General features: G+C 70.0%; 26 protein-coding genes. 9 read left to right on the forward strand and 17 right to left on the reverse strand.

All coding sequences use genetic code 11. The features are described 5' to 3' along the window. Positions 1-151: 151 nt before the first annotated feature. The 4 genes from ACZ5VC_RS00575 to ACZ5VC_RS00590 all read right to left on the reverse strand — a co-directional run bounded on the left by ACZ5VC_RS00575 (position 152) and on the right by ACZ5VC_RS00590 (position 2,677). Positions 152-1,141, reverse strand: coding sequence for a CU044_5270 family protein (locus ACZ5VC_RS00575; RefSeq protein ID WP_469117954.1), 990 nt, complete (start codon positions 1,139-1,141; stop codon positions 152-154). Continuing rightward, complete coding sequence (locus ACZ5VC_RS00580) at positions 1,134-1,736, reverse strand: RNA polymerase sigma factor (protein ID WP_469117955.1); 603 nt, start codon at positions 1,734-1,736, stop codon at positions 1,134-1,136. Before ACZ5VC_RS00580 ends, ACZ5VC_RS00575 begins: the two co-directional genes overlap by 8 nt. A gap of 84 nt (positions 1,737-1,820) precedes the next feature. Then, positions 1,821-2,357, reverse strand: coding sequence for a TetR/AcrR family transcriptional regulator (locus ACZ5VC_RS00585; protein WP_469117956.1), 537 nt, complete (start codon positions 2,355-2,357; stop codon positions 1,821-1,823). Beyond that, positions 2,357-2,677 carry a DMT family transporter gene (locus ACZ5VC_RS00590; RefSeq protein WP_469117957.1) on the reverse strand — a complete coding sequence of 107 codons (321 nt, stop codon included), beginning with the start codon at positions 2,675-2,677 and terminating at the stop codon, positions 2,357-2,359. Before ACZ5VC_RS00590 ends, ACZ5VC_RS00585 begins: the two co-directional genes overlap by 1 nt. Positions 2,678-2,729: 52 nt before the next feature. Between ACZ5VC_RS00590 and ACZ5VC_RS00595 the strand changes: the two genes are divergently transcribed. Beyond that, positions 2,730-3,803 (forward strand): oxidoreductase, encoded by a 1,074-nt coding sequence (locus tag ACZ5VC_RS00595; RefSeq protein WP_469117958.1) that lies wholly within the window; start codon positions 2,730-2,732, stop codon positions 3,801-3,803. Here ACZ5VC_RS00595 and ACZ5VC_RS00600 read toward each other — a convergent pair. The 9 genes from ACZ5VC_RS00600 to ACZ5VC_RS00640 all read right to left on the reverse strand — a co-directional run bounded on the left by ACZ5VC_RS00600 (position 3,793) and on the right by ACZ5VC_RS00640 (position 10,871). Further along, entirely contained in the window at positions 3,793-4,158 is a 366-nt protein-coding gene (locus ACZ5VC_RS00600; protein ID WP_469117959.1) for a VOC family protein, read from the reverse strand. The two genes, ACZ5VC_RS00595 and ACZ5VC_RS00600, sit on opposite strands and share 11 nt — an antisense overlap. A 63-nt stretch (positions 4,159-4,221) precedes the next feature. After that, positions 4,222-4,560: a metal-sulfur cluster assembly factor gene (locus ACZ5VC_RS00605; protein WP_046907888.1), complete on the reverse strand. Its 339-nt coding sequence runs from the start codon at positions 4,558-4,560 to the stop codon at positions 4,222-4,224. Next, positions 4,557-5,030 (reverse strand): Fe-S cluster assembly sulfur transfer protein SufU, encoded by a 474-nt coding sequence (sufU, locus tag ACZ5VC_RS00610; RefSeq protein WP_469117960.1) that lies wholly within the window; start codon positions 5,028-5,030, stop codon positions 4,557-4,559. The genes ACZ5VC_RS00605 and sufU overlap by 4 nt, the downstream gene beginning before the upstream one ends. A gap of 14 nt (positions 5,031-5,044) precedes the next feature. Then, entirely contained in the window at positions 5,045-6,301 is a 1,257-nt protein-coding gene (locus tag ACZ5VC_RS00615) for a cysteine desulfurase (RefSeq protein WP_469117961.1), read from the reverse strand. Beyond that, on the reverse strand, positions 6,298-7,062 hold the full coding sequence (gene sufC / locus ACZ5VC_RS00620; RefSeq protein ID WP_468711213.1) for a Fe-S cluster assembly ATPase SufC: 765 nt from the start codon (positions 7,060-7,062) through the stop codon (positions 6,298-6,300). The genes ACZ5VC_RS00615 and sufC overlap by 4 nt, the downstream gene beginning before the upstream one ends. Positions 7,063-7,069: 7 nt before the next feature. After that, complete coding sequence (locus ACZ5VC_RS00625) at positions 7,070-7,387, reverse strand: bifunctional 3-phenylpropionate/cinnamic acid dioxygenase ferredoxin subunit (RefSeq protein ID WP_469117962.1); 318 nt, start codon at positions 7,385-7,387, stop codon at positions 7,070-7,072. Next, a complete protein-coding gene (gene sufD / locus ACZ5VC_RS00630) occupies positions 7,387-8,568 on the reverse strand; it encodes a Fe-S cluster assembly protein SufD (RefSeq protein ID WP_469117963.1) in 1,182 nt (393 codons plus the stop codon). Before sufD ends, ACZ5VC_RS00625 begins: the two co-directional genes overlap by 1 nt. A 162-nt stretch (positions 8,569-8,730) precedes the next feature. After that, a complete protein-coding gene (gene sufB, locus ACZ5VC_RS00635; RefSeq protein WP_469117964.1) occupies positions 8,731-10,146 on the reverse strand; it encodes a Fe-S cluster assembly protein SufB in 1,416 nt (471 codons plus the stop codon). Beyond that, positions 10,143-10,871, reverse strand: coding sequence for a helix-turn-helix transcriptional regulator (locus ACZ5VC_RS00640; RefSeq protein WP_469117965.1), 729 nt, complete (start codon positions 10,869-10,871; stop codon positions 10,143-10,145). The genes sufB and ACZ5VC_RS00640 overlap by 4 nt, the downstream gene beginning before the upstream one ends. Positions 10,872-11,284: 413 nt before the next feature. On the opposite strand from ACZ5VC_RS00640, the gene ACZ5VC_RS00645 reads away from it, so the two are divergent. From ACZ5VC_RS00645 to ACZ5VC_RS00655, 3 genes are read left to right on the forward strand one after another with little or no spacing between them, the layout of a single operon-like run. Further along, a complete protein-coding gene (locus tag ACZ5VC_RS00645; protein ID WP_469117966.1) occupies positions 11,285-12,211 on the forward strand; it encodes an ABC transporter ATP-binding protein in 927 nt (308 codons plus the stop codon). Next, positions 12,208-12,975: an ABC transporter permease gene (locus ACZ5VC_RS00650; RefSeq protein WP_469117967.1), complete on the forward strand. Its 768-nt coding sequence runs from the start codon at positions 12,208-12,210 to the stop codon at positions 12,973-12,975. Before ACZ5VC_RS00645 ends, ACZ5VC_RS00650 begins: the two co-directional genes overlap by 4 nt. A gap of 47 nt (positions 12,976-13,022) precedes the next feature. Beyond that, positions 13,023-14,012 (forward strand): COX15/CtaA family protein, encoded by a 990-nt coding sequence (locus tag ACZ5VC_RS00655; protein WP_469117968.1) that lies wholly within the window; start codon positions 13,023-13,025, stop codon positions 14,010-14,012. 1 nt (position 14,013) lies between these two features. Here the strand turns inward: ACZ5VC_RS00655 and ACZ5VC_RS00660 are convergent, their stop codons facing one another. The 3 genes from ACZ5VC_RS00660 to ACZ5VC_RS00670 form a co-directional block, all read right to left on the reverse strand. Further along, positions 14,014-15,114: an amidohydrolase family protein gene (locus ACZ5VC_RS00660; protein ID WP_469117969.1), complete on the reverse strand. Its 1,101-nt coding sequence runs from the start codon at positions 15,112-15,114 to the stop codon at positions 14,014-14,016. Positions 15,115-15,182: 68 nt separating this feature from the next. After that, positions 15,183-15,503, reverse strand: a complete 321-nt coding sequence (locus tag ACZ5VC_RS00665) for a hypothetical protein (protein ID WP_469117970.1) — start codon at positions 15,501-15,503, stop codon at positions 15,183-15,185. A gap of 103 nt (positions 15,504-15,606) precedes the next feature. Next, entirely contained in the window at positions 15,607-16,554 is a 948-nt protein-coding gene (locus ACZ5VC_RS00670; RefSeq protein ID WP_469117971.1) for a heme o synthase, read from the reverse strand. A gap of 342 nt (positions 16,555-16,896) precedes the next feature. On the opposite strand from ACZ5VC_RS00670, the gene tkt reads away from it, so the two are divergent. The 5 genes from tkt to pgl are packed head-to-tail and all read left to right on the forward strand — an operon-like array spanning position 16,897 to position 23,482. Next, positions 16,897-18,999 carry a transketolase gene (gene tkt, locus ACZ5VC_RS00675; RefSeq protein WP_469117972.1) on the forward strand — a complete coding sequence of 701 codons (2,103 nt, stop codon included), beginning with the start codon at positions 16,897-16,899 and terminating at the stop codon, positions 18,997-18,999. Positions 19,000-19,031: 32 nt separating this feature from the next. Then, complete coding sequence (tal, locus tag ACZ5VC_RS00680) at positions 19,032-20,150, forward strand: transaldolase (protein WP_469117973.1); 1,119 nt, start codon at positions 19,032-19,034, stop codon at positions 20,148-20,150. Positions 20,151-20,154: 4 nt separating this feature from the next. Beyond that, a complete protein-coding gene (gene zwf / locus ACZ5VC_RS00685) occupies positions 20,155-21,678 on the forward strand; it encodes a glucose-6-phosphate dehydrogenase (protein WP_469117974.1) in 1,524 nt (507 codons plus the stop codon). Further along, the gene (gene opcA, locus ACZ5VC_RS00690; protein WP_469117975.1) at positions 21,675-22,703 is read left to right on the forward strand and encodes a glucose-6-phosphate dehydrogenase assembly protein OpcA; all 1,029 of its coding nucleotides are present in this window, start codon (positions 21,675-21,677) and stop codon (positions 22,701-22,703) included. The genes zwf and opcA overlap by 4 nt, the downstream gene beginning before the upstream one ends. After that, a complete protein-coding gene (pgl, locus tag ACZ5VC_RS00695) occupies positions 22,700-23,482 on the forward strand; it encodes a 6-phosphogluconolactonase (RefSeq protein WP_469117976.1) in 783 nt (260 codons plus the stop codon). The genes opcA and pgl overlap by 4 nt, the downstream gene beginning before the upstream one ends. Before the next feature lie 67 nt (positions 23,483-23,549). Here the strand turns inward: pgl and ACZ5VC_RS00700 are convergent, their stop codons facing one another. Next, complete coding sequence (locus ACZ5VC_RS00700) at positions 23,550-24,641, reverse strand: acyltransferase family protein (protein ID WP_469117977.1); 1,092 nt, start codon at positions 24,639-24,641, stop codon at positions 23,550-23,552. Positions 24,642-24,736 lie beyond the last annotated feature (95 nt).

Here is a 24,736-nt window from a genome sequence, read left to right on the forward strand (position 1 = left end):
TTTCGCGGGGGGGGAAACCACAGCTGGGGGGGGTGGTAGGGGGACGCTTTTCCCGGGGTTGGGTGTGGTTCCGGGTGATCCCGTTTCCCCACGCGTCCCCCCCCCGCCGCTCCGGAAGGGCCGGGGCGGCGGCGGGGCCTCGCGCGCACGGTCAGGACCGCCGACCGGGCTTGTCGACGTAGTCCTGCGCCGACGGGGAACTGGTCATGAGCACGATGTCCTTCGTGCTCAGCTTGCCGTCCACCACTCCGCCGGCGAGGAAGACACGCTGTTCACCCCGGTACTCATAGGTCACCGGGTCGAGCATGAGGTCGCTCCTCAGGTTCGCGTCCTTGGCGAGACGCGGATCCGGCATGACGACGGACAGAGCGGGGCGCCCCAACGCGTCCCTGGCGTCCTCGACGATCGTGATCCCGGGAAGCGTGCCGAGGGCGCGGAAGAGAGAGGCGTGCACCTCCGGAGGGATGATGTCGACGTCGGACAGCACGCGTTGGACGCGCTGGTAGTTGGCGAGGGCCTCGGAGCCTCCCCGCGCGGGGACGGCGGGAACGATCTCTTCGAGGGCCTGGAACAGTCCCTCCGGGTCGGCGGGCAGCTCGGCGATCTTGTCTCGAAGTTCCTCGGGCGACTCCTTCGGCGTCACGCGCAGGGGGGGCGTTTCGCCGCCGGCTGCCATGTTGATCCAGTTCTCACCGGTGCGCAGGTGCGTCCACGTCTCGACGGTGCGCAGAGCCGCCGCGTGAGGCTCCCGTCGGATCGGCCCGACCAGGAGCCCGGATACCGAGGCCAAGGAGACCGCGTACGGCTCCTGCTTGGTCAGCACCTTGCGGTAGAGCCACGCGCCGTCCGGCCGCTCGGCCTGGCGCTGTCCGACGGTCCGGGCCGCCTGCTCCATCCTGGCCGCCGCCACGCTCTGCAGCCGTGGCTCCTGCTCCGGCCCCTGGCTCCCGAGCTGCGTCGCCAGCACCGCGGCCGCGGTGATCGCCGCGGCGGCGCCGAGGGACGCGAGCTTCCAGTGGACCCGAGGGCTGCGGCGGCGGGCCATGCCGTCGAGGAGGCGCTGTCGCCCAGGTGCCAGCCTGGCCCGGTCCGGGTCGGGGGCGTCGGCCCGGAACTGCTGGAGTGTCTTCATCTCATCCATGGCTGATCGCCTCCTGGGCGATGTCGTGCACGAGGGTGGGGTCGGTGTCGCCGAGCACCTCGCGCACCTTGCGCCGCGCGCGGTTCAGCCGGGACCGGACCGTCCCGACGGGGACGGAGAGCGCCTCCGCGACCTCCTGGTACGTGAAGTCCTCCCAGGCGACCAGGAGCAGTACGTGCCGGTCGCCCGCGGACAGGCCGGCGAGCGCCGAGGCCAGGGGCGCGTGGACGGCCTGGGCGGCGACGCGGTCCACCGCGCCGTCGGCCCAGGACTCGGCGACCGGGTCGTGGCCGGTGCGGGCGAGGGCCTTCAGGGCGCGGACCTCGGTGCGGCGCTGCTTGCCGATGAGGTTGGCGGCGATGCCGTACAGCCAGGGCCGGGCGCCCGCCCTGGCGAGGTCGTAGCGGGAGCGCGCCCGGAAGGCGGCGAGGAAGGTCTCCGCCGCGATGTCGTCGGCTGCCGTGTCGCCGAGCCGGCGCGCGGCGTAGCGGTGGATGTCGGCGGCGTACCGGTTGTACAGCTCGGCGAAGAGTTCGGGCCGTTCGAGCGACTGGGCTATGACCGCCGAATCGTCAGGGGCCGGTGGTCCTGCCACTGGCCCTCTTCTCGTGGTGTCGGTTGCTGTCACACCCCTTGTTGCCCGATGGCGCCGAAAGGGTTCACGGGCCCCGGCCCCGGCTCAGCGCAGGAGCCGCCCGAGCATCTCGCGTGCGTACTCCTCGTCGTACGCCGCGTCAGTCAGCAGCGCCTGCAGACAGATCCCGTCCATCAGCGCGACCAGCGCCCGCGCGGTGGCCGGGTCGGTGCGGCGGCCCAGCGACTCTGTCACGCCGTCGGTCCACTCCGCGGCGACCGGGCGCAACGCAGGCCTGCGCAGCGCCGCGAGATGGAGCTCGTACTCCAGCTCCACGCGGATGCGCTCGCCGGCCAGCCACACCCCCATCAGCCGGGCCAGCTCCTCCGCGAGGTCCGTCTCCGGGTCGGCGAGCGCGCCGCTCTCCCGCAGGGTGAGGGCGAAGCCGTCGTCGGCCTGGCGCAGGGCGGCGACGAGGAGTTCGTCGAGGGAGGCGAAGTGGTACGTGGTGGAGCCCAGCGGCACGTCCGCCTCGGCGGCCACCCTGCGGTGGCTCAGGCCGGCGAGGCCGGCGCGGCCGACGACCCGCAGCGCCGCGTCGATGATGCGCTGTCGGCGGTCGGGGTCGTAGCGGCGGGCCATCAGTGCGCGCCGCCGGTGTTCAGGACTACGACACCCGCGATGACCAGTAGGATTCCAACGATCTTCGCGAAGCTCGTGGACTCGTCCATGAAGAACATGCCGATGGCGGCGACGGCCGCGGTGCCGACACCCGACCAGATCGCGTACGCGGTGCCGATCTGGAGCGTCTTCAGCGTCTGGGCGAGGAGGGTGAAGGCGATCAGATATCCGACGACGGTGATCAGCGAGGGCCAGAGCCGGGTGAAGCCCTCGCTGTACTTCATGGCGGTCGTGCCCACGATCTCCGCCGCGATGGCCCCGGCCAGCAGTCCGTATCCCATGCGTACTACCGTACACAACGGCCCGTACACCCGTACGGCTACGGTGTCCCGCATGACGCAGAACATGGGGTGGGGCGTACCGCCGGGTCCGTACGGGTGGACACCTCCACCGCCCCCGAAGCCCGGAGTGATTCCCCTCGCTCCCCTCAAGACGAGTGAACTTCTGAGCGGGGCCTTCGCGGCGGTCGGCCGCTACTGGAAACCGCTGCTCGGCACGGCCCTGGCCGCGTACGGCGCGGCGTCGCTGATCGTCTGCGCGGCGGTCGCGATCGCCTACGCGGCGGTCGGGGACCATCTGCCCGCGATCTTCGATCCGCCGCGGGGCGGCAGCTCCTGGGAGGACGGCCGCCCGCTGCTCATAGCCCTGGCCTGTGTCTGGGTCGTGGCCATGGTGGTGCTGCTGCTCGCGAGCAGCGTGGTCTACGCGGCCAGTCCCACCGTGCTCCAGGACGCGGTCCTCGGCGCGCCGACCACCTTCCGCGCCGTCTGGGCACGCGCCTGGGCCCGGGTCCCCGCCGTGCTCGGCACGGTCTTCCTGACCGGGCTGATCATGCTGCTGCCCCTCGGGCTGTTCATCGCGGCCTTCACCGCACTCGCAGTGGTCCTGCTGGACGCCGGCACGGGCCCGCTCGTCGTCCCCTTCCTCGCGTTCCTGGGCGCCCTGGCGGTCACTCCGCTGGCGATCTGGCTGTGGGTGAAGTTCAGCCTCGCCCCGTCGGCCGCCGTCTTCGAGGGCCAGGGCGCGTTCGCCGCCATGAAGCGCTCCTCGCGACTGATCCAGGGCTCCTGGTGGCGCGTCTTCGGGATCACGTTCCTGGCCGGGACGATGGCGGGCGTGGCGAACATGCTGGTCCAGCAGCTCGTGGCCGCCTTCGCGTCGATTCCGGGCAGCATGAGCACGATGGATCTCGGGTCGTCCCCCTCTACCGGGCAGGTCCTGGCAGCGGTCGGTACGAGCCTGATCATCCTGATGGTCGGCCAGTTCATCGGGCAGATCGTCTTCTCGACGTTCCCGCCGCTGGTCACCGCCCTGGTCTACGTCGACCTGCGCATCCGCAAGGAGAATCTGGCCCCGGCGCTCGCCCAGGCGGCCGGGGTGACCCCGCCGCCGCCGTTCAGTCCGTGAGCGACGTCTTCGGCCGCAGTACGCAGAACTCGTTGTCCTCCGGATCGGCGAGGACGACCCAGCCGACGTCCTGACCCTGCCCGACATCGACCCGCCGCGCCCCGAGGCCGAGGATCCTCTCGACCTCGGCGGCCTGGTCGTCGGGGGCGAGATCGATGTGCAGCCGGTTCTTCACCGTCTTGGTCTCCGGGACGGGGACGAAACACATGCCGGGCATCGCGTACTCGTCCGCGCCGATGACGATCTCGTCCTCGGCCTCGAAGAGCACCTTCCAGTCGAGCACCTGGCACCAGAACCGGGCCAGGGCGGGCAGATCGTGGGCGTCGACGACAAGGTGGTACATGCGAACGGCCATGCCCCCCAGTCTGCCTGGGGGGCATGGCCGTTCGCGCGTCGTGGACGCCGGGGACGCCTGGCGTCAGACGTTGAAACCGAGCGCGCGCAGCTGCTCGCGACCGTCGTCCGTGATCTTGTCCGGGCCCCACGGCGGCATCCAGACCCAGTTGATCTTGAGCTCGTTGACGATGCCGTCGGTCGCGGCCTTCGCCTGGTCCTCGATCACATCGGTCAGCGGGCACGCCGCCGACGTCAGGGTCATGTCCAGCGTCGCGACATTGGAGTCGTCGATGTGGATGCCGTAGATCAGGCCGAGATTCACGACATCGATCCCCAGCTCGGGGTCCACGACGTCGTACAGCGCCTCGCGGACTTCTTCCTCGGAGGCCGGCTTCATGGTGGCCTCTGCGTTCTCGGTCATGCCGACTTCCTCACTGCGTTCTCGGGTCGCTCTCCCAGAGCCTGGGCCGTCGCGTCCTTCCACGCCATCCAGCTCAGCAGAGCGCACTTCACCCGGGCGGGGTACTTCGAGACACCGGCGAACGCGACCGCGTCCTCCAGGATCTCCTCCATCGCGTCGTCCGGCTCGATCTTGCCCTTGGACTGCATCAGCTCCAGGAAGGTGCCCTGGATCGTCTGCGCCTCGGCCAGGTCCTTCCCGACCAGCAGTTCGTTCAGCACGGAGGCCGAGGCCTGGCTGATCGAGCAGCCCTGACCCTCGTACGAGACGTCCTCGATCCGCGATCCGTCGTACTTCACACGGAGCGTGATCTCGTCACCGCACGTCGGGTTGACGTGGTGCACCTCGGCGTCGCCGTCCCGCAGACCGCGCCCGTGGGGGTGCTTGTAGTGGTCCAGGATGACGTCCTGGTACATCGAATCAAGCTTCACGTCCCAGCAGCCCCTCAGCCGAAGAAGTTCCGTACGTGCTCCAGGCCGGAGACCAGGGCGTCGACCTCGGCCGGCGTGGAGTACAGATAGAACGACGCTCGCGTGGTCGCAGGAATTCCGTACCGCAGGCAGACCGGCCGCGCGCAGTGGTGTCCGACGCGGACGGCGATGCCCTCTTCGTCCAGGACCTGGCCCACGTCGTGCGGGTGGATGTCGCCGAGCACGAAGGAGATCGCGGCACCGCGGTCCTCGGCCGTCACCGGGCCGATGATCCGCAGGTCGGGGACCTCCTGCAGGCGTCGCACCGCGTACTCGGTGATGGCGTGCTCATGAGCGGCGATCTTGTCCATGCCGATCGCCGACAGGTAGTCCACGGCCGCGCCGAGGCCGACGGCCTGGGCGATCGGGGGCGTACCCGCCTCGAACTTGTGCGGCGCCGGCGCGTACGTCGACGAGTGCATCGACACGGTCTCGATCATCTCGCCGCCGCCGAGGAACGGCGGAAGGTCCTCCAGGAGCTCCTGGCGGCCCCACAGCACACCGATACCCGTCGGGCCGCACATCTTGTGGCCGGTGAAGGCCACGAAGTCGGCCTGGAGCGCCTGCACGTCCAGCACCATGTGCGGGGCGGCCTGCGAGGCGTCGATGCAGACCATCGCGCCGACTTCCTGCGCGCGCCGGATGATTGTCTCGACCGGGTTGATCGTGCCCAGCAGGTTCGAGACCAGCGTGAACGAGACGATCTTGGTCTTCTCGGTGATGACCTCTTCGATGTTGGAGAGGTCCAGACGGCCGTCGTCGGTGAGGCCGAACCACTTCAGCTTCGCGCCGGTGCGCTGCGAGAGCAGCTGCCACGGCACGATGTTGGAGTGGTGCTCCATCTCCGTGATGGCGATCTCGGTCTCGTGGTCCACGCGGTACGGCTCGTCCGCCCAGCCCAGCATGTTGGCCACGAGGTTGAGCGACTCGGAGGCGTTCTTGGTGAAGATCACCTCGTCGCGGCTCGGCGCGTTGATGAAGGCGGCGACCTTGTCGCGGGCGCCCTCGTACAGCGCCGTGGCCTCCTCGGCGACCGTGTACACGCCGCGGTGAACGTTGGCGTTGTGCCGCTCGTAGTACTCGTTCAGCGCGTCGAGGACCTGGCGCGGCTTCTGCGAGGTCGCAGCGCTGTCCAGGTAGACGATCTTCTTCCCGTCGTGGACCACACGATCCAGCAGGGGGAAGTCCTTGCGGATCGCTTCGGTGTCGAGGAGGCCCGGCAGCTGCATCACGTGGTAGCGCCACCCTTCACGTAGGACTCGTAACCCTCGTTCTCCAGCTTGTCGGCGAGCTCGGCGCCGCCGGACTCGGCGATGCGGCCGTGCGCGAAGACGTGCACGAAGTCGGGCTTGATGTAACGGAGGATCCGGGTGTAGTGCGTGATCAGCAGGGTGCCGACCTCACCGGTCTCGCGGACCCGGTTGACGCCCTCGGAGACCTGGCGCAGCGCGTCGACGTCGAGGCCGGAGTCGGTCTCGTCGAGGATCGCGATCTTCGGCTTGAGGAGCTCCATCTGAAGGATCTCGTGGCGCTTCTTCTCACCGCCGGAGAAGCCCTCGTTGACATTGCGCTCGGCGAAGGCCGGGTCCATCTGGAGCTGCTCCATCGCGGACTTGACCTCCTTCACCCAGGTGCGCAGCTTGGGCGCCTCGCCGCGGATCGCCGTGGCCGAGGTGCGCAGGAAGTTGGAGACCGAGACGCCGGGGACCTCGACCGGGTACTGCATGGCCAGGAACATGCCGGCGCGGGCGCGCTCGTCGACGGACATCTCGAGGACGTCCTCGCCGTCGAGGGTCACGGTGCCCTTGGTGATCGTGTACTTGGGGTGACCCGCGATCGAGTACGCGAGGGTCGACTTGCCGGAGCCGTTGGGGCCCATGATGGCGTGGGTCTCGCCCTGCTTCACGGTCAGGTCGACGCCCTTGAGGATCTCACGGGGGCCGTTCTCGGCCTCGACGGAGACGTGCAGGTCGCGGATTTCAAGCGTAGCCATGGGTGACTCAGGACTCCTGGGTGACGGAGACGAGCACATCGTCCCCTTCGATCTTGACGGGGTATACGGGGACGGGGCGCGTCGCGGGAAGGCCGGAGGGCTTGCCGGTGCGCAGGTCGAAGCTGGAGCCGTGCAGCCAGCACTCGATGGAGCAGTCCTCCACCTCGCCCTCGGACAGGGAGACGTTCGCGTGCGAGCAGATGTCGTTGATCGCGAACACCTCGCCGTCGATGCGGACGAGGGAGACCGGCGTGCCGTCGAGTTCCACCCGCTTCGGGGTGTTCTCCTCCAGCTCGCTCAGCCCACAGACTCGGACGAAGGCCATCAGACGGACGCCTCCAGCTCCGCATCGATCTTGGCGATGAGGCGCTCCTCGAGGTCCGGCAGACCGATCTGCTGGACGAGTTCCGCGAAGAAGCCGCGGACCACGAGGCGACGGGCCTCGCCGGCCGGGATGCCACGGGACTGCAGGTAGAAGAGCTGCTCGTCGTCGAAGCGGCCGGTCGCGGAGGCGTGACCCGCGCCGACGATCTCGCCGGTCTCGATCTCCAGGTTCGGTACGGAGTCGACGCGGGCGCCGTCCGTCAGAACCAGGTTCCGGTTGAGCTCGTAGGTGTCGGTGCCCTCGGCGGCGGCCTGGATCAGCACGTCGCCGATCCAGACGGCGTGCGCGGCCTCGCCCTGGAGAGCCCCCTTGTACGCCACGTTGGAGCGGCAGTGCGGGGTGTTGTGGTCGACCAGCAGGCGGTGCTCCTGGTGCTGGCCGGCGTCGGTGAAGTACAGGCCGAAGAGCTCGGCCTCGCCGCCGGTGCCCGCGTACGCGACGCGGGGGTGCAGGCGCACGACGTCACCGCCGAAGGTGACGACGACCGACTTGAAGGAGGCGTCGCGGCCGACCAGCGCGTTGTGCTGGGCGACGTGGACGGCCTTCTCGTCCCAGTCCTGGATGGAGACGACGGTGAGCTTGGCGCCGTCACCGAGGACGTAGTCCACGTTGGCGGCGAGGACGCCGTCGCCGGTGTGGTCGATGACCACGACGGCCTCGGCGAACGCGCCGAGCTCGATCACCTGGTGGCCGAAGGCGGTGCCGCCCTGGCCGTGCACGGCGATCCGGATGGGCTCGGTGAGGACGGTCTCCTTGGGCACGGAGACGACGGAGGCCTTCTCGAAGGCGCTGTACGCCTGCGCGGCGACCCGGTCGACCGGCGTACCGGCCTTGCCGAGGCGCGCGTCGTCGCGGCCGACGGTCTCCACGGTGACACCCTCGGGCGCCTCGATCTCGACCTTGGGGCCCTCGCCGTTCGCGACGGCGGTGCCGTCGTGCAGGCCGCGCAGCCGCTCCAGCGGCGTGAAGCGCCACTCCTCCTCGCGGCCGTGCGGGACGGGGAAGTCCGCGACGTCGAAGGACGGGGGCGCGCTCATGCGCGTGGCGACGGTCGACTCGGCGGCCACCGCGATCGAGCCGGCGGTGGTGGAGCCCGCCGGGATGTTCTGAGCCTCAGCCATGGCTGTCGTCGTGCTCACTTTCTGCTTCGGTACGTTCGCTCGCCCTGCGGGGCGCGGCCGCCTGGCCGGAGCCTGCTGCTCCGGCAAGCGGCCGGGCGCCCTTCGGGGTCACAGGGCTCACGGGGTGAGCCGGGGGACTGGATCCGGGCTGCTGCGGGCGGGCTAGCCCACCGAGCCTTCCATCTGCAGCTCGATCAGCCGGTTGAGCTCCAGCGCGTACTCCATCGGCAGCTCCTTGGCGATCGGCTCGACGAAGCCACGCACGATCATCGCCATCGCCTCGAACTCGGTCAGACCCCGGCTCATCAGGTAGAAGAGCTGGTCGTCGGAGACCTTGGAGACGGTCGCCTCGTGGCCCATGGACACGTCGTCCTCACGCACGTCCACGTAGGGGTACGTGTCGGAGCGGGAGATGGTGTCCACGAGAAGAGCGTCGCAGAGCACGTTGGACTTGGCGCCCTGGGCACCCTCGCCGATCTCGATCAGACCGCGGTAGGAGGTGCGGCCGCCGCCTCGCGCCACCGACTTGGAGACGATGTTCGAGGAGGTGTTCGGGGCCATGTGGACCATCTTGGCGCCGGCGTCCTGGTGCTGGCCCTCGCCCGCGAAGGCGATGGACAGCGTCTCGCCCTTGGCGTGCTCGCCCATGAGGTAGACGGCCGGGTACTTCATGGTCACCTTGGAGCCGATGTTGCCGTCGACCCACTCCATGGTCGCGCCCTCATAGGCCACGGCGCGCTTGGTGACCAGGTTGTAGACGTTGTTCGACCAGTTCTGGATGGTCGTGTAGCGGCAGCGGCCGCCCTTCTTGACGATGATCTCGACCACGGCGCTGTGCAGCGAGTCCGAGGAGTAGATCGGGGCGGTGCAGCCCTCGACGTAGTGGACGTAGGCGTCCTCGTCGACGATGATCAGCGTCCGCTCGAACTGGCCCATGTTCTCCGTGTTGATACGGAAGTAGGCCTGCAGCGGGATCTCGACGTGCACGCCCTTGGGGACGTAGATGAACGATCCGCCGGACCACACCGCGGTGTTCAGCGACGCGAACTTGTTGTCGCCGACCGGGATGACCGTGCCGAAGTACTCCTGGAAGAGCTCCGGGTGCTCCTTGAGCGCGGTGTCGGTGTCGAGGAAGATGACGCCCTGCTCCTCCAGGTCCTCCCGGATCTGGTGGTAGACGACCTCGGACTCGTACTGGGCCGCGACACCGGCGACGAGGCGCTGCTTCTCCGCCTCGGGGATGCCGAGCTTGTCGTACGTGTTCTTGATGTCCTCGGGCAGGTCCTCCCAGGACTCCGCCTGCTTCTCCGTGGACCGCACGAAGTACTTGATGTTGTCGAAGTCGATGCCCGACAGGTCGGAGCCCCAGCTCGGCATGGGCTTCTTGCCGAAGAGCCGCAGACCCTTGAGCCGCAGCTTCAGCATCCACTCGGGCTCGTTCTTCTTCGCGGAGATGTCGCGGACGACGTCCTCGGAGAGGCCGCGCTTGGCGGTGGCACCGGCCGCGTCCGAGTCGGCCCAGCCGTACTCGTACCGACCCAGGCCCTCGAGCTCGGGGTGGCTGATCTCGGTGGTCATGCGGGGTTCCTCCCGGCCGTACTTGCGGATGCTGATGGTGTGGTGGTCTGTGGGGCGCTGTGGGGGATGAAGGTCGTGCACACCCCGTCGCCGTGCGCGATCGTGGCCAGCCGCTGCACATGCGTTCCGAGCAGGCGGGAGAAGACCTCCGTCTCCGCCTCGCACAGCTGCGGATACTGCTCGGCGACGTGGGCGACCGGGCAGTGGTGCTGGCACAGCTGTTCGCCGACCGGCGCGTTCCGCGCCGTTGCAGCGTACCCGTCGGCCGACAGGGCCCTGGCCAGCGCCTCGGTCCGGTCCTCGGGGTCGGCGGCCTCCACGGCCTCGCGGTAGGTCTCCGCCTGGGCCTCGAGCCGGTCGCGGGCGAAGGCCGCGACGGCGGCCTCTCCCCCGGCGTTCCGCTCGATCCAGCGCAGGGCGTCCACCGCGAGCGAGTCGTAGGACTGGTCGAAGGCATCCCTGCCACAGTCGGTGAGCGCGAAGACCTTGGCGGGGCGGCCGCGGGTGCGGGCGCCGTACACGCGCTGCTCGCGGGCTTCCACGACGTTCTCGGCGACGAGCGAGTCGAGATGCCGGCGGACGGCCGCCTGGGTGAGGCCGAGACGCTTCGCGAGATCGGCGACCGTGGACGGGCCGTGGTCCAGGATGGAGCGCGCGACCCGGTTGCGGGTGGACCGCTCACCGGTCGCGAGTTCCTCCACTGGAGCCTCGCCGACGTTTTTCACAACGCCATTGTTGCGTAATTCCTTCGACCGTGACAACCCGCGTCCCGATCAACAGCCGGTGCGGTACATCACTTAGGTATACCTAAGGTGACCTGCGGAAATGATCGTTTCGGCACACGTCGAGCGCGCTCCCGAAGGAGGCGTCCGACATCCCGCCGAGGGCGTATCAGCTGGTCGGACCGGTCCTCGACGCGCCGGACCATCCGCTCCGCCGACCGGCGTGTCGTGGGGAGCGCGGTGGCGCCGCCGGCTGCGGATGTCACCGCGCGTGTCCGCGGACGCCTTCGTGGCGCCGGGTGTCGATCGCCGTCCGATACGGCGGCCGTGTGCCGGTTCAGGCCATTCCCGGCCCGTCGGCCTCGGGGGACGCCCCGCGCTCCGGGGGCCCGCGCGCCCTCTCTAGACTTCCCGTCATGAAGAACGAGTCCGTGGTCCAGGTCCGGGGCCTGGTCAAGCGGTACGGATCCAAGACCGCCGTGGACGGCCTCGACCTCGACGTCCGCGCGGGCACGGTGACCGCCGTCCTCGGGCCCAACGGCGCCGGGAAGACCACCACGGTCGAGACCTGCGAGGGCTACCGCCGGGCCGACGCCGGCACGGTTCGCGTCCTCGGGCTCGACCCGGTCGCCGACGCCGCGCGACTGCGCCCCCGGATCGGCGTGATGCTCCAGTCCGGCGGCGTCTACTCCGGCGCCCGCGCCGACGAGATGCTCCGCCACATGGCGAAGCTGCACGCGCACCCGCTCGACGTGGACGCGCTGATCGAACGCCTCGGCCTCGGCTCCTGCGGCCGGACCACCTACCGCCGGCTCTCGGGCGGCCAGCAGCAGCGCCTCGCGCTCGCCATGGCGGTCGTCGGCCGGCCCGAGCTGGTCTTTCTGGACGAGCCGACCGCGGGCCTCGACCCGCAGGCCCGCCGCTCCACCTGGGACCTGGTCCGCGAGCTGCGCGCCGACGGGGTGACGACCGTGCTGACCACGCACTTCATGGACGAGGCCGAGGAGCTGGCCGACGACGTCGCCATCATCGACGCGGGCCGGGTCGTCGCGCACGGGAGCCCCGAGGAGCTGTGCCGGGGCGGCGCCGAGAACACCCTGCGCTTCACCGGCCGCCCCGGCCTCGACGTCGGCTCGCTGCTGAAGGCGCTCCCGGACGGCACCGCTGCGGCGGAGGTGACCCCGGGCGCGTACCGCATCAGCGGAACGGTCGACCCGCAGCTGCTGGCGACGGTGACGACCTGGTGCGCGCAGCACGGCGTGATGCCCGAGGGCATCGCCGTGGAGCGCCACTCCCTCGAAGACGTCTTCCTGGGGCTGACCGGTAAGGAGCTGCGGGCATGAGCGCCGGCACGTACACACCCCGCCCGGGGGCCGCGCCCCTGGGGCGGATGATCACCGCGCAGACCCTGTTCGAGACGAGGATGCTGCTGCGCAACGGTGAGCAGCTGCTGCTCACCGTGATCATCCCGTCCCTTCTCCTGGTCCTCTTCTCGACGGTCGACGTCGTCGACACCGGAGCGGGGAAGTCCGTCGACTTCCTGACCCCAGGTGTACTGGCCCTCGCCGTGATGTCCACGGCCTTCACCGGCCAGGCCATCGCCACCGGCTTCGAGCGCAGGTACGGAGTCCTCAAGCGGCTCGGCGCCTCCCCGCTGCCCCGCTGGGCGCTGATGACCGCCAAGACCCTGTCGGTCCTGGTCACCGAGGTGCTCCAGATCGCGCTCCTGACCGTGATCGCGCTGGCGCTCGGCTGGTCGCCGCAGGGCAGCCCGGTCACGGTGGTCCTGCTGCTCGTGCTGGGCACCGCCGCCTTCTCCGGTCTCGGGCTGCTCATGGCCGGCACGCTCAAGGCCGAGGCGACGCTGGCCGCCGCCAATCTGGTCTTCCTGCTGCTGCTCGTCGGCGGCGGGGTGATCGTGCCGCTGGAGAAGTTCCCGGAGGCGGCCCGTTCGGTCCTGGAGCTGCTGCCGATCTCGGCGCTCTCCGACGGGCTGCGCGCGGTCCTCCAGGACGGGTCCGGTATGCCGTGGGGCGACCTCGGGATCCTCGCGGTGTGGGCGGTGCTCGGTCTGGGCGCCGCCGCCCGGTTCTTCCGCTGGGAGTGAGCCCGGTGGCGGCCGCGCCCGCCCCGGGGCCACCCCCTCGTGAATCCATGCACAAGCGGCCGCCTACGATGGAGCCCGTGTTGACCCCCCTCGCTTATATCGCCCGGCGCTGGACTGCCACCCCACGAACGCTCCAGCGTGCCGCGCTCGCCGCCGTCGTGATGAGCGTGGTCATCATCATCACGGGTGGCGCCGTCCGGCTGACCAGTTCCGGTCTCGGCTGCGACACCTGGCCCAAGTGCACGGACGACAGTCTCTTCGCCACGCCCGAGCAGGGCGTCCACGGCGCGATCGAGTTCGGCAACCGCATGCTCACGTACGTGCTGAGCGCGGCCGTGGGCTGGGCGATCATCGCGGCGCGCTCCGCCAAGCCCCGGCGCCGCGCGCTGACCCGACTGGCGTGGGCGCAGTTCTGGATCGTGATGAGCAACGCCGTCATCGGTGGCATCACCGTCTGGGCGGGCCTCAACCCGTGGACGGTGGCGGGGCACTTCCTCGCCGCGAACGCGCTGCTGACCGTGGCGACGATCACCTGGCTCCGCGCCCGCGAGGGCGACGGCGCCCCCCGCCCGCGCGTACCGGGACCGGTACGGAAGCTGTCGTGGGCGATCACGATCGTCTCGGCGGTGCTGATCGCGCTGGGGACGACGGTGACCGGTTCCGGCAAGCACGCCGGTGACAGCAGCGACGTACCGCGGATGCCGTGGGACTGGACGGACGCCGCCCACGTCCACGCGATCGCCGCCTGGGTGGTCTGCGCGCTCGCGGTGGCGATGTGGCTGGTGCTGCGCGTCGTGGACGCCCCCGACGACACCCGCGCCCGTGCCCGCGATCTGCTGATCGTGGTCCTCGCCCAGGGCGTGATCGGCTACGTCCAGTACTTCACCCAGGTCCCGGAGGTCCTGGTCGCCCTGCACATGCTCGGCTCCTCGCTGATGTGGATCGCCGTGGTGCGCCTCGCGCTGAGCCTGCGTGAGCGCCCGGTGTCGTCGGTGGAGATCCCGTCCCAGCCCGACACCGAGATGGCCAGGGCCTAGCCTAGGACCTGTCCTTCGGGCCCTGGCGGAGTCCGTACACGCGACGGGCGTTGCCCGCCGCGATCATCCCGGCGACCCGGAGCGCGTCCGCGCGCGACCAGGCGCCGGCGGCAGTCCATTCGTCGAGCACCCGGCCCAGCGACTCCCGGAAGATGCTCGCGGCCACCACATGCAGCTCGGGCAGCCCGTGCGCCCCGCTGGAGAAGAGCAGCTTCCCGAACGGGGCGAGCTCCAGGATCTCGGCGAGCACCGCCGCCGCCCGCGCCCCGGTCTGGGCGAGGACGGGACCGAGATCGGCGTACACATGCGGGAAGACGCTCGTCAGATGCGCGGCCTGGCGGTGGTAGGGATAGCCGTGCAGCAGGATCAGATCGGCGCCGAGCCCGGCGGTCGCCTCGGCGAATCCGGCGAGCGGTGTCGGGTCCTCGACACCCACATGGAGCTGGAGCGGTCGCCCCGAGGCGATCGCGATCCACAGCAGATGCCGCAGCAGTACGGGGTCGGTCAGCCGGCCTCCGACCGGCCGGCCCGACAGCCAGCGTCCGGCGGCGCCGCGCACGTCGCCGGGGCCCGGCGGTTCGGGGGCGAGGGAGAGGCCGCACCGCGGGCCCGCCACGGAGATGAAGGCGACGGCGGAGACGGCGGCGCCGTGCACGGCCTCGGCGAGATTGGCGAGCAGCGAGTCGACCGTGCCGGAGGTGTCGGCGACCTGCTCGGCCAGGAGTTCCAGGCGGACGATCTCATGGGCCTCGGCGGCGCCCGTCGCGGCGATCTCGGCCGGTCCGGTCAGATCCCCTGAAACGCCGGTGTCCACCAGGTAGGTGGAGATCCCGCTGGCCCGCAGCAGCCGCCGCCCGGACTCCAGGACGCCGAGTTCACGTCTGCGGGCCAGATAGCGCGCGGGCGGGCAGTGGGGCTCCAGGCCGAGCAGCGGCGGGCACCAGCGCCGTACCGCGAACCCCGTCTGGGTGTCGAAGTACGTGGTGCCGGGCGCGGGCGGCCCGGCGGTCCTGCCGAGGTGCGCCTCGAAGGTGCCGAGGCCGAGCTCCGTGCGGAGCACCCCGTGGCAGTACTGGTCCACCAGGGTCGGGGTGTCGATCATTCGGGGGCTCCCTGCGATGGACGCGCTTCCACACGTCCTAACGGGTGAGCCCCGCGCGAGGTGTTGCCTCAGTTGTTGGAGGGGCCGCCGATCTGGATGCCGGCCATCCGGGTCCACTCGTACCGGCCGGTGACGACCTTCGCGGCGAACTCGCCGTCGAAGTTCTCGTGGAGGGTGAGACCGGCCTTCTCGGCGGCGCTCCGCGCGACGTCGTGCGTGGGGGCCACCAGGTCGCCCCAGCCGCCGTCCTCGCCGACGAGGACGATGCGGGTGCCCCCCTGCCCGATGTACGCGAGCTGCCCCTCGGCGCCGCCGTGCTCCTTGGAGAACGCCTGGATCCGCTGGGCGAGCTTGGCCGCCTTGCGCTCTGCCTGCTTGGTGTCTGCCATGAGCAGGATGCTACCGACGGGTAGATCGACTGGCGACGGGCGGGTCACGTGGCCTTGACCACGTCACCCGCCCGTTCGGACGATTTCTCGCGTCGTGCGGACGTCAGCGCAGGAAGGGGTCCACCGCGACCGCCACGAAGAGCAGCGAGACATAGGTGATGGACCAGTGGAAGAGCCGCATCTCCTTGAGCTTCGCCCCGGTCGCGCCGGACTTGGCGCGGGCCTGGAGGGCGTGCGCCTCCCACAGCCACCAGCCGCCGGTGGCCAGCGCCACCGCCGTGTAGAACCAGCCGGTGTAGCCGAGCGGCTGGAGCAGCAGCGAGACGGCGACCATCACCCAGCTGTAGAGGACGATCTGCCGGGCGACGACCTTGTTGCTCGCGACGACCGGGAGCATCGGCACGCCCACGCGCGCGTAGTCCTCCTTCACCTTCATCGACAGCGGCCAGTAGTGCGGCGGCGTCCAGAAGAAGATGACGAGGAAGAGAATGACCGCGGCCCAGGACATCGAGTTGGTGACGGCCGACCAGCCGATCAGGACCGGCAGACAGCCGGCGATGCCGCCCCACACGATGTTCTGCGCGGTGCGGCGCTTGAGGATCATCGTGTAGACGATGACGTAGAAGAGCAGAGCACCGAGCGAGAGCGCCGCGGACAGCCAGTTGACCAGCAGGCCGAACCAGACCGTGGAGACCACCGCGAGGGTGAGGCCGAAGACCAGCCCCTCGCGCGGTGACACCATCCCGGTGACCAGCGGACGCTGCGAGGTGCGGTCCATCAGGGCGTCGATGTCGCGGTCGATGTACATGTTCAGCGCGTTGGCGCCGCCCGCCGAGAGGTAGCCGCCGACACAGGTGGCCACGACCAGCCACAGGTTCGGCACGCCCTGCTCGGCGAGGAACATCACCGGAACGGTGGTGATGAGCAGCAGTTCGATGATCCGCGGCTTGGTCAGCGCCACGAATGCCTTGACGCGGGCACCGAATGGCCTGTGGCCCCCCGGGCTGGGAGTCAAGACGACCCCTGCGGGTCGGGACTCGACGGCCGTCACGCACACCCCTGACAGAGAATTCCCAGCAAGCTGCCCGGGCGCGTGTGAAGGCCCGGTAAATACTTGCGCGTACCACGCCACTGTAGACGTTGCCCATACGCCGTTCTTCGCCGGGGTGGGCTCGTGTTGGAGGCCCTCGCCGCATGGAATGGACCGGGGATGGACCAGCGGTGGACCCCGCCGGGAGGCGAAGTGACACAGTCGCCCTCAGTCTGGCTGTGTCTTCTTTTTCGTGGGACATGCACTCGAAAAGATGCACGCTGACGCAAGGGTAGGCTCGACAACGCCGGTGCGCCCTCAGTCACCGGGTTTCGAACATGTGGAGAGGAGCCCTGACTCAGGGTGAGCAACAAGCCGACCACCACAGACCTCGAGTGGACCGAGTTGGACCAGCGGGCCGTGGACACCGCTCGCATCCTGGCCGCGGACGCCGTACAGAAGGTCGGCAACGGCCATCCTGGTACGGCCATGAGTCTGGCCCCGGCCGCGTACACCCTCTTCCAGAAGGTGATGCGGCACGATCCGGCGGATCCGGAGTGGGTCGGGCGTGACCGTTTCGTCCTGTCCGCCGGCCACTCGTCCCTGACGCTCTACACCCAGCTGTACCTCGGCGGGTGGGGGCTGGAGCTGGACGACCTCAAGGCCTTCCGCACGTGGGGCAGCAAGACCCCGGGCCACCCGGAGTACGGACACACCGCGGGTGTGGAGACGACCACCGGCCCGCTGGGCCAGGGTGTCGCGAACGCCGTGGGCATGGCGATGGCCGCCCGTTACGAGCGGGGCCTGTTCGACCCGGACGCGGCCCCGGGCACGTCGCCGTTCGACCACAACGTCTACGTGATCGCCGGTGACGGCTGCCTCCAGGAGGGCATCTCCGCCGAGGCGTCCTCGATGGCCGGTCACCAGAAGCTCGGCAACCTGATCCTGCTGTGGGACGACAACCACATCTCGATCGAGGGCGACACCGAGACGGCCGTCTCCGAGGACACCCTCAAGCGGTACGAGGCGTACGGCTGGCACGTCCAGCGCGTGGCGCCCAAGGAGAACGGCGACCTCGACCCGGCCGGACTGTACGCGGCGATCAGGGCCGCCGAGGCCGAGACCGAGCGGCCGTCGTTCATCGCGATGCGCTCGATCATCGCCTGGCCCGCCCCGCACGCCCAGAACACCGAGGCCGCGCACGGCTCGGCGCTCGGCGACGAGGAGGTCGCGGCCACCAAGCGCGTCCTCGGCTTCGACCCGGAGCAGACCTTCGAGGTCTCCGACGAGGTCATCAAGCACACGCGTGGCGCTCTGGACCGCGGCCGCGAGGCCAGGTCCGAGTGGGAGAAGTCGCTGTCCGAGTGGCGCACCGCCAACCCGGAGCGCGCCGCCGAGTTCGACCGCATCCAGGCCAACGAGCTTCCCGAGGGCTGGGAGAAGCAGCTTCCGGTCTTCGAGACGGGCAAGGGTGTCGCCACCCGTGCCGCGTCCGGCAAGGTGCTGCAGGCGCTCGGCGCGATCATCCCCGAGCTGTGGGGCGGCTCCGCCGACCTGGCCGGCTCGAACAACACGACCATCGACAAGAGCTCCTCGTTCCTGCCGAAGGGCAACCCGCTGCCGGAGGCCGACCCGTACGGCCGCACGATCCACTTCGGTATCCGCGAGCACTCCATGGCCGCGGAGATGAACGGCATCGCGCTGCACGGTCACACCCGGATCTACGGCGGCACCTTCCTGGTGTTCTCCGACTACATGCGCAACGCGGTGCGGCTCTCCGCGCTGATGCACCTGCCGGTGACGTACGTCTGGACGCACGACTCGATCGGTCTGGGCGAGGACGGCCCGACGCACCAGCCGGTGGAGCACCTGGCGTCGCTGCGCGCGATCCCCGGTCTGAACGTGGTCCGTCCGGCGGACGCCAACGAGACCTCGATCGCCTGGCGCGAGATCCTCAAGCGCCACACCAAGGTGTTCGGCAAGGGCGCCCCGCACGGCCTCGCGCTGACCCGCCAGGGTGTGCCGACGTACCCGTGGAACGAGGACGCGGCCAAGGGCGGCTACGTCATGTTCGACGCCGAAGGGCCCTCCGGGCAGAACGCAGCGCCCGAGGTCGTGCTGATCGGTACGGGCTCCGAGGTTCACCTGGCCGTCGAGGCGCGCGAGCAGCTCCAGGCGGCCGGTGTGCCGACCCGGGTGGTCTCGATGCCGTCGGTGGAGTGGTTCGAGGAGCAGGACCAGGCGTACAAGGACAGCGTCCTGCCGCCGTCGGTCAGGGCACGTGTCGCGGTCGAGGCCGGTATCGGTCTGACCTGGCACAAGTACGTGGGTGACGCCGGCCGGATCGTCTCGCTGGAGCACTTCGGTGCCTCGGCCGACGCCAAGGTCCTCTTCCGCGAGTTCGGATTCACCGCCGACGCGGTCGCCTCCGCCGCCCGGGAATCGATTGCCGCCGCCGCGCGCTGACGCCGGTATACGTACGACTAGGAGCAATTCTCATGACAGACGCACTCAAGCGCCTCTCCGACGAAGGCGTCGCGATCTGGCTGGACGACCTGTCGCGCAAGCGGATCACGTCCGGCAACCTCGCCGAACTGATCGACCAGCAGCACGTCGTGGGTGTCACCACCAACCCCTCGATCTTCCAGAAGGCCATCTCGTCGGGTGACGGGTACGAGCAGCAGCTCGCCGACCTCGCCGCCCGCAAGGTGACCGTCGAAGAGGCCATCCGCATGATCACGACGGCGGACGTCCGTGACGCCGCCGACATCCTGCGTCCGGTCTTCGACGCGACCGAGGGCCAGGACGGCCGGGTGTCCATCGAGGTGGACCCGCGGCTGGCGCACGACACGCGGGCGACGGTGGCCGAGGCCAAGCAGCTGGCGTGGCTGGTGGACCGCCCCAACACCCTGATCAAGATTCCGGCCACCAAGGCGGGCCTGCCGGCGATCACCGAGGTCATCGGCCTCGGCATCAGCGTCAATGTGACGCTGATCTTCTCGCTGGAGCGCTACCGCGCGGTCATGGACGCGTACCTGGCCGGGCTGGAGAAGGCCAAGGAGCGCGGGCTGGACCTGTCCAGGATCCACTCCGTGGCGTCCTTCTTCGTGTCCCGTGTGGACACCGAGATCGACAAGCGTCTGGACGGGGTCGGTACCGCCGAGGCCAAGGCGCTGAAGGGCAAGGCCGCGCTGGCCAACGCCCGTCTGGCGTACGAGGCGTACGAGGAGGTGTTCGGCTCGGAGCGCTGGGCCGCCCTCGACAAGGCGCACGCCAACAAGCAGCGTCCGCTGTGGGCCTCGACCGGCGTCAAGGACCCGGCGTACAAGGACACCCTGTACGTGGTCGACCTGGTCGCCCCGGGCACGGTGAACACCATGCCGGAGGGCACGCTGGAGGCCACCGCCCACCACGGCGAGGTCACCGGGAACACGATCCACGGCACGTACGACCAGTCCCGCGCCGAGCTCGCCGCCATCGAGAAGCTCGGCATCTCGTACGACGACGTGGTCCAGGTACTGGAGGACGAGGGCGTCGACAAGTTCGAGGCGTCCTGGAACGACCTGCTCAAGTCGACCGAGGCGGAGCTTGAGCGCCTCGCACCTTCGGAGGCGTAGCACTTTGTCAAGCAGCAACCCGCTGCGTGACCCCGCAGACCGACGGCTCCCGCGTATCGCGGGGCCGTCGGGCCTGGTCATTTTCGGTGTCACGGGCGATTTGTCCCGTAAAAAGTTGATGCCTGCCGTCTACGACCTGGCCAATCGCGGCCTGCTCCCGCCGGGCTTCGCGCTCATCGGGTTCGCGCGCCGCGAGTGGCAGGACGAGGACTTCGCGCAGGAGGTCCACGAGGCCGTCAAGCAGCACGCCCGCACACCGTTCCGCGAGGAGGTGTGGCAGCAGCTGATCCAGGGGATGCGCTTCGTCCAGGGCGACTTCGACGACGACGACGCCTTCGAGCAGCTGAAGTCCACCGTCGAGGAGCTGGACAAGGCCCAGGGCACCGGCGGCAACTTCGCCTTCTATCTGTCCGTGCCTCCGAAGTTCTTCCCCAAGGTCGTCCAGCAGCTCAAGAAGCACGGACTCGCCGACCAGAAGAACGGTTCCTGGCGCCGGGCGGTCATCGAGAAGCCCTTCGGCCACAACCTGGCCTCCGCGAAGGAGCTCAACTCGGTCGTCCACGAGGTCTTCCCGCCCAACGAGGTCTTCCGGATCGACCACTACCTGGGCAAGGAGACCGTCCAGAACATCCTGGCGCTCCGCTTCGCCAACACCCTCTTCGAGCCGATCTGGAACCGGTCCTATGTCGACCACGTCCAGATCACCATGGCCGAGGACATCGGCATCGGCGGCCGCGCCGGGTACTACGACGGCATCGGCGCCGCCCGTGACGTCATCCAGAACCACCTTCTCCAGCTGCTCGCACTGACCGCGATGGAGGAGCCCGCCGCCTTCGACCCGGACGCGCTCGCGGCCGAGAAGACGAAGGTGCTGGGCGCGGTGAAGCTGCCCAAGGACCTCTCCAAGAGCACGGTCCGCGGTCAGTACGCGGCGGGGTGGCAGGGCGGCGAGAAGGCGGTCGGCTACCTCCAGGAGGAGGGCATCGACCCCAAGTCGAAGACCGACACCTTCGCGGCCATCAAGCTGGAGATCGACAACCGCCGCTGGGCGGGCGTCCCCTTCTATCTCCGCACCGGCAAGCGCCTCGGCCGCCGCGTCACCGAGATCGCGGTGGTCTTCCAGCGCGCCCCCCACTCCCCCTTCGACCACACGGCCACGGAGGAGCTCGGGCAGAACGCGCTCGTCATCCGCGTCCAGCCGGACGAGGGTGTGACGATGCGCTTCGGTTCCAAGGTGCCGGGCACGTCGATGGAGGTCCGGGACGTCTCGATGGACTTCGCGTACGGCGAGTCCTTCACCGAGTCCAGCCCCGAGGCGTACGAGCGGCTCCTTCTCGACGTGCTGCTCGGTGACTCCAACCTCTTCCCGCGGGTCGAGGAGGTCGAGCTCTCCTGGAAGATCCTCGACCCGATCGAGGAGTTCTGGGACCGGCACGGCAAGCCGGCCCAGTACCCGGCGGGGACCTGGGGTCCGGTCGAGGCGGACGAAATGCTCGCACGAGACGGACGGAGCTGGCGCCGGCCATGAAGACCGACCTTACGGACACCACGTCCAGCAAGATCAACAAGGCGCTGGTGCTCGGGCGGCGGGCCATCGGGACCCCGGCCGTCGGCATGGTGCTCACCCTCGTCATCGTCACCGACGAGGAGAACGCCTACGACGCGCTGAAGGCCGCCAACGACGCCTCCCGCGAGCACCCGTCGCGCACCCTGGTCGTCATCAAGCGGGTCTCGCGCTCGCCGCGCGACCGGGCGAAGGCGCGCCTCGACGCCGAGGTGCGCCTCGGCGCCGACGCCAGCACCGGCGAGACGGTGGTACTCCGGCTGTACGGCGAGATCATCGACCACGCCCAGTCCGTGGTGCTCCCGCTGCTGCTGCCCGACGCGCCGGTCGTCGTCTGGTGGCCGGTGAACGCGCCGACCGACCCGGCGAACGACCCGCTGGGCGCCCTTGCCCAGCGCCGGGTCACCGACACCTACGCGGCCGAACACCCCGCCCAGGAGCTGAAGTCCCGCGCGGAGGCGTACACCCCCGGTGACACGGACCTGTCCTGGACCCGGATCACGCCGTGGCGCTCGATGCTCGCGGCGGCCCTGGACCAGGTCGTCTGCGAGGTCACCGGCGCCGAGGTGGAGGGCGAGGAGTTCAACCCCAGCGTCGAGCTGCTCGCCATGTGGCTGGCCGAACGGCTGAAGATTCCGGTGCGGCGCTCCGTGTCGTCCGGCCCGGGCCTGACGGCCGTACGCATGGAGACCTCCGGCGGTCCGATCGTCCTCGACCGGCCCGACGGCTCGCTGGCGACCCTGTCCATCCAGGGGCAGCCGGACCGCGCGGTGGCGCTGAAGCGCCGCGAGACGGCAGAGCTGATCGCGGAGGAACTGCGGCGGCTGGACCCGGACGACACCTACGCCTCGGCGCTGCGGTTCGGAGTGGAGCGGCTCGGCGAGGGGGCTGAGGGAGCCGGCAAGGCGCCCGAGGCCCCGGCGTCCGCCGGCGACTCCGCGGCCGCGCCGGCGAAGAAGGCTCCGGCGAAGAAGGCGGCCTCGAAGTGAGTACGCCTCAGCTCGTCGTCCACCGCGACAAGGAGCTGATGGCCGAGGCGGCGGCGGCACGGCTGATCACGAAAGTGGTGGACGCACAGGCCGCCCGCGGCTCCGCCTCGATCGTGCTCACCGGCGGCCGCAACGGCAACGGCCTTCTGGCGGCGCTGAGTTCGGCGCCGGCCCGGGACGCGATCGACTGGTCGCGCCTGGACCTGTGGTGGGGTGACGAGCGTTTCCTGCCGGAGGGCGACCCGGAGCGCAATGTCACCCAGGCCCGCGAGGCGCTGCTCGACAGCGTTCCGCTGGACCCGAAGCGGGTGCACGCGATGCCCGCGTCGGAGGGCGTGTACGGCACCGACGTGGACTCCGCCGCGGCGGCCTACGCGGCGGAACTGGCCGCTGCGGCCGGCCCGGAGGACCATGCCGCCGTGCCGACCTTCGACGTCCTGATGCTGGGCGTCGGCCCGGACACCCATGTCGCCTCGCTCTTCCCGGAGCACCCGGCGGTCCGCGAGACCCAGCGCACGGTGGTCGGCGTCCACGGCGCGCCGAAGCCGCCGCCCACCCGTGTCTCGCTGACCCTCCCGGCCATCCGGGCGGCCCGCGAGGTCTGGCTCCTGGCGGCCGGCGAGGACAAGGCCGGGGCGGCGGCGATAGCCCTCTCGGGCGCGGGCGAGATCCAGGCCCCGGCAGCGGGCGCTCACGGCCGCTCGCGCACCCTGTGGCTCCTGGACGCGGCGGCGGCCTCACAGCTCCCCCGGTCGCTGTACCCCCCGGCGTCTCCCTGACGGAGGCGGCACACGAAGGCCCGGCTCACCCTCTCGGTGAACCGGGCCTTCGGCGTGGTGGCGGCCGTCAGCCGCGTCGGCGGCCCTTCCCCAGCAGCAGCCGTCTTCCGGGCAGTTCGACGGCGTAGTACAGGGCCGCCGAGAGGGCGAGGGCGACCGCGAAGACGGCGGCGGTCGCCGTCAGAGCCGTGAGGGTGTCGAAATGGGGCTTCTTCCCGAACAGCGGGACGGTGAGCAGCAGGACCAGCAGATGGACCATGTAGAACGAGAAGGACCACTCCCCCAGCCGCACGAGCCAGGCCCCGCGCCACATCGAGGGCCTGCCCTCGATGTCGGCGACGGCCGCGGCGGCGATCAGGAGCGCGAAGCCGACGACGGTGGTCGCTCCGTACGAGCCAGGGATGTACGGGTACATGAAGTATCCGACCAGGGTGATGGCCAGGGCTCCTTCGAGGCCCGGACCGCGCCAGCGGCCGAGCTGCACCAGCCTGGCGACGGCCACCCCGAGGATGAATTCCGGAATCCGCCCGGCGGGGTGGGTGTTCAGCACGAACCCGGCTTCCAGATGCGGCTGGAGCTTCGGGAGGTAGACCACCGTCACCATGGCCACGACGACCACGGCGGTGAGCACGCGCGGGCCCAGCCGGCGCAGAACCGCGAAGATCAGCGGGAAGCAGGCGTAGAAGAAGGCCTCGCAGACCAGGGACCAGCTGACGGGATTGACGACCTGCCACCACCCGTGGTCCCACGAGCTGACCAGGAGAAGGTTCGCGACGACCTCCTGGTAGCCGCGCGGCTCGAGTTTCGGCAGCAGGGTGAACCCGAGCGCCAGGGCGATGAGGGCCGTCACCAGATGGACGGGGTAGACACGGGCCAGTCTGCGCCGCAAGAACGCCATGACACGGTCACCCGGCCGCGCCGACCAAGTCAGCACGAAGCCGGAGAGGATGAAGAAGAAGCTGACCCCGACCAGTCCGGGCCCGAAGGCCCAGTCGACGAGGGACTTCTTCTCACCGCCGAAGTAGCCGAAGTTACGTATGTGGTACAGAAACACCATGAACGCGGCGGCCCACCGCATACCGGTCAATGAGGGCAGCTGCCCACCCGCGCCGGGCGTCGGAAGCTTCCGTCCGGCGTCCACGACGGGGGCTTCGAGCAAGGGGGCCTCTTGTGTCGGCGCGCCCAAGAGGGGCTCCATTCTCCGGTGGGCAGGCGGGTTGTCATGAGCAACCACGTCCCGTGCAGCCGCACATG

Source organism: Streptomyces sp. NPDC033174 (assembly GCF_055577795.1).